This window comes from Pseudomonas sp. DCB_BI, from assembly GCF_026240995.1.
In the GTDB taxonomy this organism is placed as follows: domain Bacteria; phylum Pseudomonadota; class Gammaproteobacteria; order Pseudomonadales; family Pseudomonadaceae; genus Aquipseudomonas.
The window spans coordinates 61,847-79,638 of sequence record NZ_JAPFCG010000001.1; the positions used below are offsets into that span (position 1 = coordinate 61,847).

The following is a 17,792-nucleotide window of genomic DNA, read 5'->3' on the forward strand; positions in this document are numbered from 1 at the left end:
CCCGCGCGGCGCATCGCGAGCTGCGCTCGCTCCTACGTCCGTTTCGGGCCAGTTATTTCTGCGGGATTGGCGCGCGAACGCCTGGGGTGCATGACTCGATATCGCGCCGTACAAACAAGGCGGTCGCGCGCGTCTGCCACAGGGATACTGGCCCGAAACAAGCGTAGGAGCGAGCGTAGCTCGCGATGCGCCGCGCGGGCGGCGCTCGATCTCCCGGACGCTGAACCTCTTAAGTCAAGCCACAGAGCACATCAAGCGCTACCAGACAAGCTAACAGTTGTCGAGATATGGTTGGGCCGGTCCTTTGCGTATACTGCAACCTATGTTCGCCCACACTGCTTTGCGCCAGCGTTGCGCCAAATGGCTCCTCGCAACCGGACTCTTTCTGCTGCTCGGTGCCTGCGTTGAAAAACCCAGCACCCTGGAGCGCGTGAAGGAGGACGGCGTGCTGCGCGTAATCACCCGCAACAGCCCAGCCACCTACTTCCAGGACCGAAACGGTGAAACCGGCTTCGAATACGAGCTGGTGCAGCATTTCGCCGACGATCTCGGCGTAAAGCTGCAGATCGAGACCGCCGACAACCTGGACGAACTCTACGATTCGCTCGGCAAGCCCTCTGGCCCGGTGCTGGCCGCCGCCGGCCTGGTCAGCAGCGAACGGCGCAAGGCCCAGGTAAAGTATTCACATCCTTATCTGGAAGTGACCCCGCAGGTCGTCTATCGCAACGGCCGCCCGCGCCCTACCAACGCCAAGGGCCTGGTCGGCAAGAAGATCATGGTGCTCAAAGGCAGCAGCCATGCCGACCTGCTGGCCGAGCTGAAAAAGCAGAACCCGGGTCTGGAGTACGAAGAATCCGATGCGGTCGAGGTGGTCGACTTGCTGCGCATGGTCGACGAAGGGCAGATCGACCTGACCCTGGTCGACTCCAACGAACTGGCGATGAACCAGGTGTACTTCCCCAACGTAAGGGTTGCCTTTGACGTGGGCGACTCCCGTGACCAGCGTTGGGCTGTAGCTGCGGGCGAAGACAACAGCCTGCTCAACGAGATCAACGAATTCCTCGACAAGGCGCAGAAGAACGGCACCCTGCAACGGCTGAAGGACCGCTACTACGGCCATGTCGACGTGCTCGGCTACGTCGGTGCCTATACCTTTGCCCAGCACCTGCAACAGCGCCTGCCCAAGTACGAGAAACACTTCAAGAGCTACGCCAAGGTTGAACAGGTCGACTGGCGCCTGTTGGCAGCGATCGGCTACCAGGAATCGATGTGGCAGCCGGAAGTCACCTCCAAGACCGGCGTGCGCGGCCTGATGATGCTGACCCAGCGCACCGCCCAAGCCATGGGCGTGTCGAACCGGCTGGACCCCAAGCAGAGCATCCAGGGCGGTGCCAAGTACTTCATGAAGATCAAGGCGGAGCTCGACGACAGCATTCAGGAACCGGACCGCACCTGGTTTGCCCTGGCGGCCTACAACGTCGGCAGCGGCCATCTGGAAGACGCCCGTACTCTGGCCAAGCGCGAAAAGCTCAACCCGAACAAGTGGCTGGACGTGAAGAAGATGCTGCCGCGGCTGTCACAGAAACAGTGGTATAGGCAGACCAAGTATGGTTATGCGCGTGGCGGCGAGCCGGTGCACTTCGTGGCCAACATTCGCCGCTACTACGACATCCTCACCTGGGTGACACAGCCACAGCTCGAAGGCCAGGTGGCCGAGGGCAACCTGCATGTGCCCGGGGTGAACAAGGACAAGCCGGCGGATCAGGCCCCGCCGATGTAAGCCCGCAAAGATGCCTGTTTCAGGCTTTTGCCCGACGGGCCTTGAAAAAGTCGCTAAGGATCCGCCCGCACTCCTCCGCCAGTACGCCCCCCTCCGCCATTACCCGGTGGTTGAGGAAACCCTGGGCAAAGAACTGCCCCTGGCTCTGCACGATCCCCGCCTTGGGTTCCAGTGCCCCGAACACCACACGCATCACCCGCGAATGTACGATCAGCCCCGCGCACATGCTGCAGGGCTCCAGGGTCACGTACAGGGTGCTGCCGGGCAGTCGATAATTACTGGCCGACCTGGCCGCCGCACGGATCGCCACCATCTCGGCATGTGCACTGGGGTCGCTGTCCAGGATCGGCCGGTTGAAACCCTGCCCGATCACCTGCCCATGCTGCACCAGTAACGCCCCCACCGGCACCTCGCCCAGCGCTGCGCCCTCGGCAGCCAGGGCCAGGGCCTGACGCATGAATTCCTGATCGCGGCTGCGATCGATGATTTGCGGGCGCATCAGACCACCGCAATCGCGGCCATCAGGCCGGTTTCCATGTGGTCGATGACGTGGCAGTGGAACATCCAGGTGCCGGGATTATCCGCCACCAATGCCACCTGGGCGCGCTCGTTCTTGCCCAGCAGGTAGGTGTCGGTGAACCATGGTTCCTTGATGTCGTGGCGGTTCGAGGCAATCACCTTGAAGCTCATGCCATGCAGGTGGATCGGGTGCTGGTACTGGGTCATGTTCTTCAGCTCGAAGATGTAGCTCTTGCCTTTCTTCAACGTGGCGATGGGGCGATCGGCGCAGGTCTTGTCGGTAATATCCCAGGCCTGGCCGTTGATCTGCCACATGCTCGACGGTTTGGCCGGATCAGGGGTGACAGAGACGCTGGCCGCCCACTCGAAATTGAAGTTCAGCTTTTCAGCATTCTCCAGGTCTGGCTCGGCGATCGGGTTGGGTGGCAGGGCCGGCGGCCACTCGCCCGGTGCTTCGGTGCTGGCCACCGAACGCAGGGTGCCCAGGCGCACGAAACCGTCGCGCAGGGAGATCTCTTCACCGGCCTTGGGTATCCGGATAGCCAGGCAGATGCGCATGCCAGGGCCCAGCCAGTACTCGTCTTCCAGTGTACGCGGGGTCACCGGGTTGCCATCGAGGGCATAGATTTTCGCCTCGCAGTTGCCCTTGAGGTTGATCCGGTAGGTCCAGGTGTTGTCCAGGTTCAGCAGGCGCACCCGCACCACCTGGCCGGTCGGCAGCTCGGTGATCGAGTCGGCCTGGCCGTTGATGGTGATCAACCGCCCGGCAGTGCCGTTGCGCGCGGCCTCGCGCGGGATGCTGAAAGGCAGCCATGCGCCCTGCTCGTCCACGTGCCAGTTCTTCAGGCTCAGCGTACGCTCATGCTGGAAGCCGGTCGGCTCGCGCTCCTCGACGATCAGCGGGCCGACCAGGCCGCGCCCCAGCTCCTCGGAGCTACTGACATGCGGGTGATACCAGTAGCTGCCTGCATCCGGCACGCGGAACTTGTAGTCGAAGTATTCACCCGGCTTGACCGGCAATTGCGACACATAAGGCACGCCGTCCATTTCCAGCGGCAGGCGGATGCCGTGCCAGTGAATGGTGGTTTCCACCGGCAGGTGGTTGATGAAGCGCACCCGCAACCAAGTGCCTTGGCGCACGCGCAGCTCGGTGCCCGGTGCCGACGGCCCGAAGGCCCAGGCCTCGGTCTTGAAGCCTGGCACCAGCTCGACATCCAGCGGCGCGGCGATCAGCTCGTAATCATGCCCAGCATTGTCATCTTCGACCTTGCCCAGCCAGTAACGCGCCGCGCCACCGGCGCCCAGGCCAACTACAACCAGGCCGGTCAGGCCCTTGAGCATTTGTCGACGGGTGAAGGACATCGGTGCGGGTACCTCATGTTCTGCGCAATCAAGCTGCCAGCAGTGGGCTGGCGATGAAGGGCGAATACGATACACCTGCAAATGGGAAATATTAAGTGAAAACCCGGCGTCCCGAAGCAACCTGACAAGCAATAAGCACCACCTCCCTGGCTCACGGCGGTTTGAAACTGGCACCCTTTCACTTCAATTGGACCACCGTGATGCTTGCCGACACCCTCCCCGGCGACCAGCGAAAGCTGATGACCCTCGCTGCACACCTCACTGAAGACTGCCCTGACATGCGCGAGATGGCGCGTGAAGTCGCGCAACAACTCCTCGAGCGCCATGATCTGAAGGCGCTGGAGCCCGACAATGTCTACCTGCACCGTTTTCACACCGCCGTCAGCAGCCCTCGAACCTTCAACGGTTGGCAACACCTGGATCAGCCCTATGAATCCCTGACTCTGCCCCAATTGGTCATGCACCGCTTCGATGCCCAGGCCCAGGACAACGCCGACGTGCTCAGTTATCTCGTTGGCTTCTACAGCGATGGGCCAGGCAAAGACGTGTATGACGAGCGCAATGAAGTTCGACTCGAAGCCAAGGAGGTTCTGGATTATTTCTGGAGCATTGATTTTGCCACGGCATTCAAAACGCGGATGACGTCTTTCTGGGCCGAGCATTCAGAGAACTTCCGCACGTTGGCCAAAGCCAACTTCATGAGCAAATTACTGGAAGTTTGCGCAGAACACCCCTCATCAGCGCTAGCCCGTCACGCGCAGGATATCGCTGATGCCCTGGTGGGCGAGACAACCTGGCCGCCGTCGCTGGAGGCACTGCAACAAAGGGTATTACCGGGTGGTGCTACGCGCGTCTGCGCGCTCGACATTGGCGGATATGTGGCGACGGACATCCTTCGCCTGCAATTGGCCAACGGCAGCCAGCTGATTTACCTGCCGGGTGATGTCGACGGTCTGCATTATTTCCCGAGTAACCAGGCACTGTTCTGGTGGGTGCTCACAAATTGCACCTATGTCGAAAACCGAACCCGTTTCCTGGCACATTTTTCCCTTGACGACCGCGAGGAAGCTGACGGCAAAGTCGGGCTGAACAACCTGATCGACCTGCTGTTTCATGGCTGGGGCAACCATGATTACAGCGGCCTCAACACCCTCGACCTGGCCATTGAGGAGGATGCCTTCGACTGGCTGCGCAACAAAGCCCGCCAGCGAATGATCGATGATGCGCATTTCTCTCTGCGTTCCAACGCAGACCTGCGCAGACAATTGTGGATCGGCTACTTGAAGGCAGGCCTGCAGGTGTTCGGCCCTATGGCGGCAGTGAGTTGGCCAGTGGCGTTGGCGCTGGTGGGGGCTGGCATTGCTGACATGGGTTTGAACATTTACCAGGCGATTCACGGGCACACGACGCGTGAACGCAAGGCAGGTGTTACCGGCGCGATTTTCGCCGCCATCGAGACACTGTTCAATGCGACCTTTCTGCTCAGTGCACCCGGCAAGCCCCTTACTGATTTCGCAGAAGCGGCGGAAGCAGGCGCTGCGACCGAGGAAGGCCCCCCCCCGGCACCGGCGGAAGAATCAGCGCAGGAACACAGCGGGGAGCCCGATGAGGCAAGTGCTTCAGAGGTGGCAGACGCAATTGAAACCTGGATACCCCAGCCCTTCCGGCCAACCGGCAGTTGGGACGCCCTGCGCCCATTCGAGACGAATGTAGTGCTTGGCAGCAAACCTGGCACTGGGTTTCTTGAAGGTATCCATCTGCAGGATGGGCAGTTTTACGCACTGATCGACGACATGCCTTACCAAGTGCGTTTTGTACCCGAACTGAAATCCTGGACCATTGTCGCCCCTGACAACCCGTTCTCTTTTTACAAAAGCTTGCCGATCCGCCTGGATGCCGCAGGCCAGTGGCGCCCGGTGGAGCGCCTTGGCCTCAACGGGGGCATGCTTTCGAGCCTGAAAATCTGGGGCCGCCCGACAGCAAGCGCAAACGTGCCGCCCATGCCCGGCACCCCTTATGAAATACCAGCCGACCTGCGCGCCTCACTGAAGGATGTTTCCGATGATGAGATTACAGGTACGCGAGTATTCCTCGATGCCCCGGATCGACAGGCTGCCATCGGCCGATTCCGCCAGCTACGAGATCAATTGGCGGCCGATGCCGATGCGTTCATGACCACGGTGCAAACACCGCCACGTCCACAGATACCCGAAATCCCCGCCAACGCTTCATCCAAACCCGTTTTCAAAACCCTGTACCAGAACAGTAACGGCTTGGTGATTGGCGAAGCGCACAGTGGTCTTGGCAGCAAGCGATTGCTGATCGACAACATGCGCCTGCTACGCAAGCTGAAGGTAAAGACGCTGTACATGGAGCACTTCACCACCGACTTTCAGCAAGCAGACATCGATGCCTTCAACCGCACAGGCGTGATGCCGCAGGAGCTGGATCACTATGTGGAAAGCCAGGATGTCGGCCACCGCACCGACGCCGAAGGCCGCTACACCTTTCGGCAGGTACTGGTCAGCGCGCAGAAAAACGGCATACGCATACAGTCCATCGACTGCATGGCCAGTTACCGCCAGGCGTGGGCGACCCCCGTTTCCGATGTGGCACGCCAGCGCATGATGAACTTCCATGCACACTTGATTATCCAGGCAGACCAAGCTGCGCGCGGCTCGGGAAAATGGATTGCGCTGGTCGGCAGCACCCACGCCAACACCTTCCATGGCGTCACCGGCCTGGCTGAAACAGAAGGCGCGATCGGACTGCGTGTCGAAGACCGCCCGATCGACGAACCTGACGCTTACAGCACAGACCCCGGTGTGGATGCCCGGGACGAAGGTGGCACGGTAAGGCATGTGCAAAGCGACCTGCGGCTACGCGCCGGAGTGTTGACCACCCGCCCGCCATCACCGGATTTCGAAAGCCTGCTGGTAAGGCCTGGCGAATACGCGATCGAACGTACCAATGGCCAGGAATACCTGATCAACCGCAGCCGGGATTCGACCTTGCGACGCACGCTGATCAAGCGCGATGGGCGGTTTTACTACGTGGAGCGCCCCGACTGGCCGGCCATTCATGAACGTCGCTTTCAAAACCTTGCCGAACTTCATGCCCGACTGAGATTACGCGGCATGCAACACATTGCCCCTTGAGCCAGGCAAGGCGCAGATACGACAAGGGCGCCTTGCGGCGCCCTTGTGGCTCAGCTTATTCCCACTCGATCGTGGCCGGCGGCTTGCTCGACACGTCGTAGGTAACGCGCGAGATACCGTCGATTTCGTTGATGATACGGCCGCTGACGGTTTCCAGCAGCTCGTATGGCAGGTGTGCCCAACGCGCGGTCATGAAGTCCACGGTCTCGACGGCACGCAGGGCGACAACCCAGGCGTAGCGACGACCGTCGCCAACGACGCCAACCGACTTGACCGGCTGGAACACCACGAATGCCTGGCTGGTCTTGTGGTACCAGTCGGCCTTGCGCAGCTCTTCGATGAAGATGTGGTCAGCGCGACGCAGGATGTCGGCGTATTCCTTCTTCACTTCACCCAGGATACGCACGCCCAGGCCAGGGCCCGGGAACGGGTGGCGGTAGACCATGTCGTACGGCAGGCCCAGCTCCAGGCCGATCTTGCGCACTTCGTCCTTGAACAGTTCACGCAGCGGCTCGACCAGCTTGAGGTTCATTTCCTCCGGCAGGCCACCGACGTTGTGGTGCGACTTGATCACGTGGGCCTTGCCGCTCTTGGCGCCAGCCGACTCGATCACGTCAGGGTAGATGGTGCCCTGGGCAAGGAACTGGATGTTCTCCAGCTTGCTGGCTTCGGCATCGAAGATATCGATGAAGGTGCGGCCGATGATCTTGCGCTTCTTCTCCGGGTCGGCTTCGCCTTCCAGGTTGTCGAGGAATTGCTTTTCAGCATCGGCGCGGATGACCTTGACGCCCATGTTCTCCTTGAACATGGCCATTACCTGGTCGCCTTCGTGCAGGCGCAGCAGGCCGTTGTCGACGAATACGCAGGTCAGTTGGTCGCCAATGGCGCGGTGGAGCAGCGCGGCAACTACCGAGCTGTCGACGCCGCCGGACAGGCCCAGCAGGACGTTGGCCGAACCGACTTGCTCACGCACCTGGGCGATGGCGTCTTCGACGATGTTGGACGGGGTCCACAGGGCTTCACAGCCGCAGATGTCCTGCACGAAACGGGACAGGATGCGACCGCCCTGCTTGGTGTGGGTCACTTCCGGGTGGAACTGCACGCCATAGTAGCCGCGGCTGTCGTCGAACATGCCGGCGATCGGGCAGCTTGGGGTGCTGGCCAGCACGTGGAAGTTGCCTGGCATCTGGGTGACCTTGTCGCCGTGGCTCATCCACACGTCCAGGCCCAGTACGCCGTCGTCGTCGACATGGTCTTCGATGCCGTCGAGCAGGCGGCTCTTGCCGACCACGTCCACGCGGGCATAACCGAATTCACGCAGGTCGGAACCTTCGACCTTGCCGCCCATCTGCTCGGCCATGGTCTGCATGCCGTAGCAGATGCCCAGCACCGGCACGTTCAGGTCGAACACGGCCTGAGGGGCGCGCGGGCTATCGGCTTCGTGGACCGACTCGGGGCCGCCGGCGAGAATGATGCCGCGCGGGTTGAACTCGCGGATCGCTTCATCGGCCATGTCGAACGGGTGCAGTTCGCAGTAAACGCCGATTTCGCGCACGCGGCGGGCGATCAGCTGGGTGTACTGGGAACCGAAATCGAGGATCAGGATACGGTGAGCGTGAATATCGAGGGCCATGACTCAATCTCGTCAGTGGAAATCGGAAACGACGCGGGGCTGTCGTGACAGCCCCGCTTGTAAATGTTGCTGGAAGCCTCAGCCTACGCGGTAGTTAGGGGCTTCTTTGGTGATCTGCACGTCATGCACGTGGGACTCGGCCATGCCGGCGCCGGTGATGCGTACAAACTCCGGCTTGGTGCGCATTTCTTCGATGGTTGCGCTGCCGGTGTAGCCCATGGACGAACGCAGGCCGCCCATCAGCTGGTGGATGATCGCGGCCAGTGCGCCCTTGTAGGGAACGCGACCTTCGATACCTTCCGGTACCAGCTTCTCGGCACCGGCCGAGGAGTCCTGGAAGTAACGGTCAGACGAGCCTTGCGCCTGTGCCATGGCACCCAGCGAGCCCATGCCACGATAGGCCTTGTAGGAACGGCCCTGGAACAGTTCGACTTCGCCCGGGGCCTCTTCGGTACCGGCGAACATCGAACCCATCATCACGCAGGAAGCACCGGCAACGATGGCCTTGGACAGGTCACCGGAGAAGCGGATGCCGCCGTCGGCGATCAGTGGCACGCCAGTGCCTTCCAGTGCTGCGGCGACGTTGGCGATGGCGCTGATTTGCGGCACGCCGACACCGGCAACGATACGGGTGGTGCAAATAGAGCCTGGGCCGATACCGACCTTGACGGCGTCAGCGCCTGCTTCGGCCAGGGCCTTGGCGGCAGCGCCGGTGGCGATGTTGCCGCCGATCACCTGCACTTGCGGGTAGGTTTCTTTCACCCAGCGCACGCGGTCGATCACGCCTTTGGAGTGGCCGTGGGCAGTGTCGACGACGACGACATCAACGCCAGCCGCCACCAGGGCAGCAACGCGCTCGCCGGTGTCCTTGCCGGTGCCGACGGCAGCGCCAACGCGCAGGCGGCCTTGGTCGTCCTTGCTCGCCAGCGGGTAGGCCTTGGCCTTTTCGATGTCCTTGACGGTCATCATGCCCTTGAGGTTGAACTTGTCGTCAACGATCAGGACTTTTTCCAGGCGGTGCTTGTGCAGCAGTTCGCGGACTTCGTTCTTGTCGGCGCCTTCGCGGACGGTGACCAGGCGCTCTTTTGGCGTCATCACGTCGCGAACCTTGGCGTCCAGGCGGTTTTCGAAGCGCACGTCACGGGAAGTGACGATACCGACCAGGTCGCCGTTGGCCAGCACCGGAACACCAGAAATGTTGTTCAGGCGGGTCAGCTCGAACAAGTCGCGCACGGTAGCGTCGGCGTCGATGGTGATCGGGTCCTTGACCACGCCAGCCTCGAACTTCTTGACCTTGCGTACTTCGCCGGCCTGCTGCTCGATGGTCATGTTCTTGTGGATGATGCCGATGCCGCCTTCCTGAGCCATCGCAATGGCCAGGCGCGCTTCGGTCACGGTATCCATGGCGGCGGAAACCAGCGGAATGTTCAGCTCGATGCCACGAGTCAAACGGGTCTTGAGACTGACTTCATTGGGCAGTACCTCGGAATAGCCAGGTACAAGGAGGATATCGTCGAAGGTCAGGGCTTCTTGGCTGATACGCAGCATCGCGGGGGCTCCCGGGCGGGAAAAATGGAAGCGCGCCATTATACTCATGCACGGCGCGCCGCTCAATGCAAAATAAGGGCCTTCGGTCAGCCTTGTGGCAGTTTTACCTGCACCACGGTCACCGGCTGGTCGAGCCAGTCGGCGAAGCTGTCGAGAAAGGCCTGGGTAAACCCGGCCTCGCCCCAGTTGTTGAAGATGAACCCCAGATTGGAAAAGGCACATGGCTGCAGGTAAATGAAGCCATTGATGTCATCTTCGAAGCCGCACAGCGGGCAGGTGAAGTTGTCGCTCACCGCCGGCATCCACTCTTCCAGGCTTTCGAACAATGGCTCGCCCACCTCGCGCCGGCACTCCGGGCAACCGGCTTCTTCGAGAAAACCGTCGGTGGGTGTATAGATGCAGCGCTTGAGCATCACTTCCAGGCCGTTGACTGGCTCGCCGAAGGGCAGTTTTTCCGGGTGCAGGGCCACTTTGCGCGCCCCTGCCGCCAGGGCATGGCCCATGCGGTTGCCGGTGCGGCCACAGGTGGTCAGCTGTTCCTCGACGACCTTTTCGCGCACCAGCCAGCGCAGGATGGCGCGGGCCCGGGCTTCGTGCACCGGCACGGTAGACAGCTTGGGAACGATGATGCTCTGGGTGTTCATGAACGGGACTGGCCTGCAAAACTGCGGTAATGGCGCAATTCTACCGCTCAGGCGCTGAGGTAGCGACCGATCAGCGCCAGGCCGCTGGCCAGCACCAGCCAGGTCACCAGCCGTACGAAGGCTTCACGGGATAACCGGTGGGTCAACCGACGCCCTACCCACAGGCCAATGAACATGACAGGCAGCAGGCAGGCGGCGAGCAGCAGCAGGCTTTGGTCGGCATAGACACCGGCGATCAGGAACAGCGACAGACGCACTATCGTACTGCAGCTGATCAGCGCGCTCTGGGTGGCGCGTACCTGTTCCTTCACCTCCAGACGTGCGCTCAGGTAAAGGGCATAAAGAAACCCGCCGCTGCCGAACAAAGCCCCGAACAACCCGCCTGCCGTGCCCATTGGCACCGCCCAGAAGCCGGACAGGCTGGCTGGCCTCACTTTCACTGCCAGCCCGTAAAGTGCATAGGCAGTCACGAATACCCCCATCAACAGCAGCAACAGGTCGGACTTCAGTTGCAGCAGGAACACCACGCCCAACGTACAACCCAAGGCCATGAAGGGCAGCAGCCGCAGCAATTCACTGCGTACCACATCCCGGCGCGACGGCAGCAGGTTGCCGAACGCGGCCACAAAATCCAGCAGCACCAGCAACGGGATGATGCGTGACAACGGCATGAAGTGAATCAGCACCGGCCCCGCCACGAGTGCAGTACCGAAGCCGGCAATGCCGAAGACGATGTAGGCCGCAGCGATGCCGAGCAGGATCGGCAGCCAGTCAAGGCCGGAAAACGACAGTTGGGCAAGCATGGCAGCAGTTCCTGGGAAGACAGGCAAAGGTTAGCCAGCCATGAGCCATGCCGACTAATATGCCTTTATCCCAAAAGCCATCTCGAAAAGGCATGACATGACGTCGATCCGACAGTTGCGTTACTTCGTGGAAATCGCCGAGTGTGGCAGCTTCAGCAGTGCAGCCGAGCGACTGTACGTCGCCCAGTCGGCCCTTAGCCGGCAGATCAAGGAGCTGGAGCAGCAACTGGGCACGCCGCTGTTCGAACGCACGGCGCGCCTGCCTCGCCTGACGCTGGCCGGTCAGGCCTTTCTTGAACGGGCGCGACGCTTGCTGGCTGACCTTGCACAGGCGGAGCGGGTTACCCGTGACATTGGCCAAGGGTTGCAAGGCAGCTTGCGCCTGAACCATTCCAGCACCGTGCCGCTGACCGGCGGGCTTCTGGCTCGCCTGGGGAACTACCTGAAGCACAACCCAGGGGTTTCGCTGGAGATTGCGCAGCAGTCGTCGGAGGCACAACTGGAAGACATTGCTGCCGGACGGCTGGATATCGGCCTGTTGCGCTTGCCGGTGCTGCGCCAGCATGAAGGCGTGGTGCTGCATGAACTGTTCGACGAACCCTTGTTGCTAGCGGTCGCCGCTGGGCACCCCTTGGCGGGTACTCGGCACGTGCAACTGGAGCAATTGAAGGAAGAACGCTTCATTTCCATCCCGCACCGGGATCGCGGTGGCTTGAGCTACCTGTCGGCCTCGTTGTGCATGGGGGCAGGGTTCTTCCCGCAGGCGGCGCAGGTACTGTCGCGCAAGACTACGCAGTTGCAGCTGATACAGGCGGGGTTTGGGGTGGCGTTGTTGCCGCGGTGCATGTGCGAGATTGCCCCGGCTTCAGTCAGCTTCTTAGCGCTGGAGGGTGATTGCCAGAGCACAGTGGCACTGGCCTGTCGCCGTGATGCGGGGCAACTGGTGCGGCAGTTCGTGGCGACGATGCAGGGCTGAAGGCACCGGTTGCGGTCTTGTGGGAGCGGCCTCGCGTCGCGAAAGGGCCGCGATGCGGCCCCAGGTTTTCAGCTTCGCCGCATGAAGTGCCGGGGCCGCGTTGCGGCCCTTTCGCGACGCAAGGCCGCTCCCACAAGGATTGGGTCAAGGCTGACAGTAGGGGCAAGACAGACAACCGGGGCCGATGTCATTTATGATGCCTGCCATGATCAAAGACCCTTTCGAACGACTCGGGCTGGACCGCGAGGTCCTTACCGTCAGCCAACTCAACGGCCGCGCCCGCGTGCTGCTGGAAGACGTTTTCCGCAGCGTGTGGGTGGAAGGCGAAATCTCCAACCTCGCCCGCCCGGCGTCCGGCCACATGTACTTCACCCTCAAGGACAGCGGCGCCCAGGTGCGTTGCGCGTTGTTCCGGCAGAACGCCACGCGGGTACGCCAGGCGCTGCGAGACGGCCTGGCGGTGCGGGTGCGCGGCAAGGTTTCGCTGTTCGAGGGACGTGGCGACTACCAGCTGATTCTCGACACTGTCGAGCCAGCCGGTGATGGCGCGCTGCGCTTGGCTTTCGAGGCCCTGAAGGAAAAGCTCGGTGCCGAGGGGCTGTTCAGCACCGAACGAAAGAAGCCACTGCCGGCTCACCCGCAGCGCATCGGCATCATCACCTCGCCCACCGGCGCGGTGATCCGCGACATCATCAGTGTGTTCGGCCGCCGTGCCCCGCAGGTGGAGCTGAACCTGATCCCAACGGCGGTACAAGGCCGCGAAGCCATCGCGCAGATCGTACGCGCCATCCGCCTGGCCGACAGCCTCGGCTTCGATGCGCTGATTCTGGCGCGGGGTGGTGGTTCGCTGGAAGACCTCTGGTGTTTCAACGAGGAAGCCGTGGCACGTGCCGTGGCCGCCTGCGTCACGCCCATTGTCAGCGCCGTGGGCCATGAAACCGACGTGTCGATCAGCGACTTCGTGGCTGACGTGCGCGCGCCCACCCCGTCGGCTGCCGCCGAGCTGCTGGCCCCTGACAACAGCGGCCTTCGGCAACGCCTGGATGGCCTGCAACGGCGCCTGCTGTTGCGCATGCAGAACCGCCTGACCCACGACCGCCTGCGCCTGGAGTCACTCACCCGCCGGCTGCGTCACCCAGGCGAGCGTTTGCGCCAGCAGGCTCAACGCCTGGACGACCTGGACATGCGCCTGCGTCGCGCGTTCATGCTCAACCTCAACCAGCGCCGCGAACGCCTGGCACGCCTGGACGCCCGCCTGGCCGCGCAGCATCCGGGCCGTAACCTGAAACTGCTGAACCAGCGCCTGGACAGCCTGGCCGAGCGCCTGCCACGGGCCATGCGTGAGGTGCTCAAGGACCGCCGCCAGCGGTTCCAGGCCCAGTTGCAGACACTGCAAGTGGTCAGTCCGCTGGCCACCTTGGCCCGCGGCTACAGCATTTTGCTGGATGAACAAGGCCAGGCCATTCGCAGCGCCGAACAGACCCGCAATGGCCAACGCCTGACTGCCCGCCTGAACGAAGGCGAGCTGCTGGTGCGGGTCGAAGACAACCACCTGACCCCGGTCACCCTTTCACTACTGGACTGACACATGCCCCGCCTGCTCGCGCCCCTGCTCGCCCTTTTTCTGTTGCTGCTGGCCGGCGGTGCCCAGGCCAGCTACATCACCCGCGCGTTGAACAAGCCAGTGCCGGGCGGCGTGGCGGTGATCGACCTCGGCCCCGCCGCCAGCGCGCCAAGCGCCCGCTTTGACGGCAAACCGGTGCTGGTGGTGAAGGAACAGGACAACTGGCTGGCCATCGTTGGCATCCCGCTGACCCAGAAACCCGGCACCGCCGTGCTGAGCCAAGGCGGGCGTACCCTGCCCTTTTCGGTCGGCAGCAAGAAATACCCTGAACAGCGCATCACCTTGAAGAACACCCGCCAGGTCAACCCTAACCCGGCCGACCTCAAGCGCATCGACCGTGAGCTGGCCGAGCAGATCAAGGCCTACCGCAGCTTCAGCCCGAACCTGCCGAGCAACCTGATCCTCGACAAGCCGGTCAGTGGCCCGCTGTCGAGCAAGTTCGGCGTGCGCCGCTTCTTCAATGGCGAAGAGCGCAACCCGCATGCCGGGCTGGACTTCGCCGTGCCGGCGGGTACGCCGATCAAGACCCCGGCCAATGGCAAGGTGATTCTGGTGGGTGACTACTTTTTCAATGGCCGCACGGTGTTTGTCGACCATGGCCAGGGCTTCATCAGCATGTTCTGCCACATGTCGAAAATCGATGTGCAGGTCGGCCAGCAACTGCGCCGTGGCGAGGTGGTCGGGCGGGTGGGCTCGACCGGGCGGGCTACCGGACCGCACATGCACTGGAATGTCAGCCTGAACGATGCACGGGTGGATCCAGCGATTTTCATTGGCGCATTCCAGCCCTGAAATTGCGCCGCCTGCTTCGCGGGCGCGCCCGCTCCCACAGGTACGGCGAAGCCTTCAGACACAGCACAATACTTGTGGGAGCGGGCATGCCCGCGAAGCGGCCAGCACAGTCGAAAGCAGTTCAACCGCGTTGCGTCATTGAAAAATACTGCGCAAACATCAATAAGCGCCCAGCAGATCCAAGCCATAAAATCTCGCCTAATCACTTTTTTTAAGCATTTCTCTCAATTTTTCCCGAACGCTTGCCATCCCCCACCCCACTGGTTAAGTTTGAAGGCATGAAAACCTTCAGCACCCTCATCCTGCTCCGACAACATCGCAGCCTCTGCCTGGTCAGCGCCCGACTACCAGGCTGATTCGCGTCGCCTCGCCTCTTCATCTCGTTATTGCTCGGCAGGCCCGATCTCGGCCGCACACAAAAGGATTGCTTCCATGTCCATGCTCAAAGACCCTTCGAAGAAGTACCGCGCCTTCCCGACCATCGACCTGCCCGATCGTACCTGGCCGTCGAAGACCATCACCGCTGCCCCTATCTGGTGCAGTTCCGACCTGCGTGATGGCAACCAGTCGCTGATCGAGCCGATGGACTCGGAGAAGAAACTGCGCTTCTGGAAGACCTTGGTGCAGGTTGGCGTGAAGGAAATCGAAGCGTCGTTCCCGTCCGCCTCGCAAACCGACTTCGACTTCGTGCGTACCTTGATCCAGGACGGCCACATCCCGGACGACACCACCATCCAGGTGCTCACCCAGGCGCGTGAAGACCTGATCGCGCGTACTTTCGAGTCGCTGCGCGGGGCGAAAAAGGCCATCGTCCACCTGTACAACGCCACCAGCCCGTCGTTCCGCCGCATTGTCTTCAACCAAGACAAGCAAGGCGTGAAGGACATCGCGGTGAACGCGGCCAAGCTGTTCGTCAAGTACGCTGCCCAGCAGCCGGAAACCCACTGGACCTTCCAGTACTCGCCAGAAACCTTCAGCGCTACCGAAATGGAATTCGCCAAGGAAGTCTGCGACGCGGTCATCGAGGTGTGGAACCCGACGCCCGAGCACAAGATCATCCTCAACCTGCCGGCCACGGTCGAAGTGTCGACGCCGAACATCTATGCCGACCAGATCGAGTGGTTCTGCCGCAATGTCAGCCGCCGCGACAGCGTGATCATCAGCCTGCACTGCCACAACGACCGTGGCACCGGCATCGCTGCCACCGAACTGGGCCTCATGGCCGGTGCCGACCGCGCTGAAGGCTGCCTGTTCGGCAACGGCGAGCGTACCGGTAACGTCGACCTGGTGACCCTGGCACTGAACCTCTACACCCAGGGCATCGACCCGCTGCTGGACTTCTCCGACATCGACGGGGTACGCAAGGTGGTCGAAGAGTGCAACCAGCTGCCGGTGCACCCGCGTCACCCGTACGTGGGCGACCTGGTTCACACCGCGTTCTCCGGCTCGCACCAGGACGCCATTCGCAAGGGCTTCGCCAAACAGCAAGAAGGCGAGCTGTGGGAAGTGCCGTACCTGCCGATCGACCCGGCCGACATCGGCCGCAGCTACGAGGCAGTGATCCGCGTCAACAGCCAGTCGGGCAAAGGCGGCATCACCTACCTGCTCGAGCAGGAATACGGCATCAGCCTGCCACGCCGCATGCAGATCGAATTCAGCCAGGTGGTACAGGGTGAAACCGACCGTCTGGGCCTGGAAATGACTGCCCAGCAAATCTACAGCCTGCTGCACAAGGAATACCTCCAGGCGAACGCGCCGTACGCGCTGGTGAGCCACCGCCTGCAGGAAGAAAACGGCCACAGTGCCGTGGAAGTGGAAGTTGCCGGTGAAGGTGAAACCACCCTGCACTGGCGCGGCAAGGGCAACGGCGCCCTGGAAGCCCTGGTAGCCGGCCTGCCGGTTGCGGTGGAGATCATGGACTACAACGAGCATGCGATTGGCGCTGGCACCAACGCCAAGGCAGCAGCCTACATCGAGCTGCGCGTGGCCGGCGGTCGCCCTGTCCATGGTGTGGGTATCGATGAAAACATCACCACGGCCAGCTTCAAGGCCCTGTTCAGTGCCCTGAACCGTTCGCTGAGCCAACAGGAAGCCCAAGCTGCCTGATAGTTCTACCCAACAAAAAAACCGCATCCTGGGATGCGGTTTTTTTTCGCCCGAGTCTCTCGGGAAGGCTTCATGCACCGGCTAGCCGCAGGCGCGGCCCATAAAAAAAGGGCGCCGACCAAGCGCCCCATAAGCCGTAAAGCACACAACAAATTCAGTTGGCGTCCAGCAGCGCCATCGCCTCGGCACTGCACGCTTCGATGCGCGCCCAGTCGCCGTTCTTGATCCAGCTGCTGTCGAGCATCCAGGTGCCGCCCACGCACATTACATTGGGCAACGCCATGTAGTTACGTACATTGGCCGGGTTCACGCCGCCAGTCGGGCAAAAGCGTATATCGCCGAACGGGCCGCCAAAGGCCTTGATCGCGGCCACGCCGCCGCTGATTTCTGCCGGGAACAGCTTGAAGCGGCGATAGCCCAGCGCGTAACCCATCATGATTTCGGACGGTGTGCTGATGCCCGGCAGCAGAGGTATCTCGCTTTCTACACCGGCTTCGAGAATATCCTGGGTAATACCCGGGGTAACGACGAATTGCGCACCCGCAGCTTCAACGGCAGCGAACATGCCGCGATCAAGCACGGTACCGGCGCCGACGCATAGCTCCGGGCGCTGTTCGCGCAGCACCTGGATGGCCTTCAGGCCATGCTGTGAGCGCAACGTAACTTCCAGAGTGCGGATGCCGCCCGCGGCCAAGGCATCGGCCAGCGGTAGGATGTCTTCCTCACGGGCGATGGTGATCACCGGCAGGATGCGCGCCTTCTCGCAAATGGCGTCGATCCGCGCGGCTTTGTCGGCCATCGAGAGCTTGGACTGTGGGCGTTCGAGGGTGGTCATGACTGTGGATCC

13 protein-coding genes are annotated in these 17,792 nt (G+C 62.0%); 6 read left to right on the forward strand and 7 right to left on the reverse strand.

Features of this window, described 5'->3' with window-relative positions:
- Window positions 1–322 precede the first annotated feature (322 nt).
- Complete coding sequence (mltF, locus tag OO258_RS00300) at window positions 323–1,780, forward strand: membrane-bound lytic murein transglycosylase MltF (RefSeq protein WP_266028385.1); 1,458 nt, start codon at window positions 323–325, stop codon at window positions 1,778–1,780.
- A 19-nt stretch (window positions 1,781–1,799) separates the two neighbouring features.
- On the opposite strand, the gene tadA is transcribed toward mltF, so the two are convergent.
- On the reverse strand, window positions 1,800–2,279 hold the full coding sequence (tadA, locus tag OO258_RS00305; RefSeq protein ID WP_266028387.1) for a tRNA adenosine(34) deaminase TadA: 480 nt from the start codon (window positions 2,277–2,279) through the stop codon (window positions 1,800–1,802).
- Entirely contained in the window at window positions 2,279–3,661 is a 1,383-nt protein-coding gene (locus OO258_RS00310) for a multicopper oxidase family protein (protein ID WP_266028389.1), read from the reverse strand. The genes tadA and OO258_RS00310 overlap by 1 nt, the downstream gene beginning before the upstream one ends.
- A 200-nt stretch (window positions 3,662–3,861) precedes the next feature.
- Here OO258_RS00310 and OO258_RS00315 point away from each other — a divergent pair, with 200 nt between their 5' ends.
- Window positions 3,862–6,819, forward strand: coding sequence for a membrane-targeted effector domain-containing toxin (locus OO258_RS00315; RefSeq protein WP_266028390.1), 2,958 nt, complete (start codon window positions 3,862–3,864; stop codon window positions 6,817–6,819).
- A 55-nt stretch (window positions 6,820–6,874) separates the two neighbouring features.
- On the opposite strand, the gene guaA is transcribed toward OO258_RS00315, so the two are convergent.
- The 4 genes from guaA to OO258_RS00335 form a co-directional block, all read right to left on the reverse strand.
- Window positions 6,875–8,452: a glutamine-hydrolyzing GMP synthase gene (guaA, locus tag OO258_RS00320; RefSeq protein ID WP_110745720.1), complete on the reverse strand. Its 1,578-nt coding sequence runs from the start codon at window positions 8,450–8,452 to the stop codon at window positions 6,875–6,877.
- 78 nt (window positions 8,453–8,530) lie between these two features.
- Entirely contained in the window at window positions 8,531–10,000 is a 1,470-nt protein-coding gene (guaB, locus tag OO258_RS00325) for an IMP dehydrogenase (RefSeq protein ID WP_003255025.1), read from the reverse strand.
- Between the two features lie 86 nt (window positions 10,001–10,086).
- Window positions 10,087–10,644: a sugar ABC transporter ATPase gene (locus OO258_RS00330; protein WP_110745721.1), complete on the reverse strand. Its 558-nt coding sequence runs from the start codon at window positions 10,642–10,644 to the stop codon at window positions 10,087–10,089.
- A gap of 47 nt (window positions 10,645–10,691) precedes the next feature.
- Window positions 10,692–11,447, reverse strand: a complete 756-nt coding sequence (locus tag OO258_RS00335) for a sulfite exporter TauE/SafE family protein (protein ID WP_266028393.1) — start codon at window positions 11,445–11,447, stop codon at window positions 10,692–10,694.
- Between the two features lie 97 nt (window positions 11,448–11,544).
- On the opposite strand from OO258_RS00335, the gene OO258_RS00340 reads away from it, so the two are divergent.
- From OO258_RS00340 to leuA, 4 genes are all read left to right on the forward strand, one after another.
- Window positions 11,545–12,423 (forward strand): LysR family transcriptional regulator, encoded by an 879-nt coding sequence (locus OO258_RS00340; protein ID WP_266028395.1) that lies wholly within the window; start codon window positions 11,545–11,547, stop codon window positions 12,421–12,423.
- 205 nt (window positions 12,424–12,628) lie between these two features.
- The gene (gene xseA / locus OO258_RS00345; RefSeq protein WP_004575640.1) at window positions 12,629–14,008 is read left to right on the forward strand and encodes an exodeoxyribonuclease VII large subunit; all 1,380 of its coding nucleotides are present in this window, start codon (window positions 12,629–12,631) and stop codon (window positions 14,006–14,008) included.
- A 3-nt stretch (window positions 14,009–14,011) separates the two neighbouring features.
- Window positions 14,012–14,839, forward strand: coding sequence for a M23 family metallopeptidase (locus OO258_RS00350; RefSeq protein WP_266028397.1), 828 nt, complete (start codon window positions 14,012–14,014; stop codon window positions 14,837–14,839).
- Window positions 14,840–15,271: 432 nt separating this feature from the next.
- Window positions 15,272–16,945 carry a 2-isopropylmalate synthase gene (gene leuA, locus OO258_RS00355; RefSeq protein ID WP_266028398.1) on the forward strand — a complete coding sequence of 558 codons (1,674 nt, stop codon included), beginning with the start codon at window positions 15,272–15,274 and terminating at the stop codon, window positions 16,943–16,945.
- 154 nt (window positions 16,946–17,099) lie between these two features.
- On the opposite strand, the gene OO258_RS00360 is transcribed toward leuA, so the two are convergent.
- Window positions 17,100–17,780, reverse strand: a complete 681-nt coding sequence (locus OO258_RS00360; protein ID WP_110745725.1) for a bifunctional 4-hydroxy-2-oxoglutarate aldolase/2-dehydro-3-deoxy-phosphogluconate aldolase — start codon at window positions 17,778–17,780, stop codon at window positions 17,100–17,102.
- Window positions 17,781–17,792 lie beyond the last annotated feature (12 nt).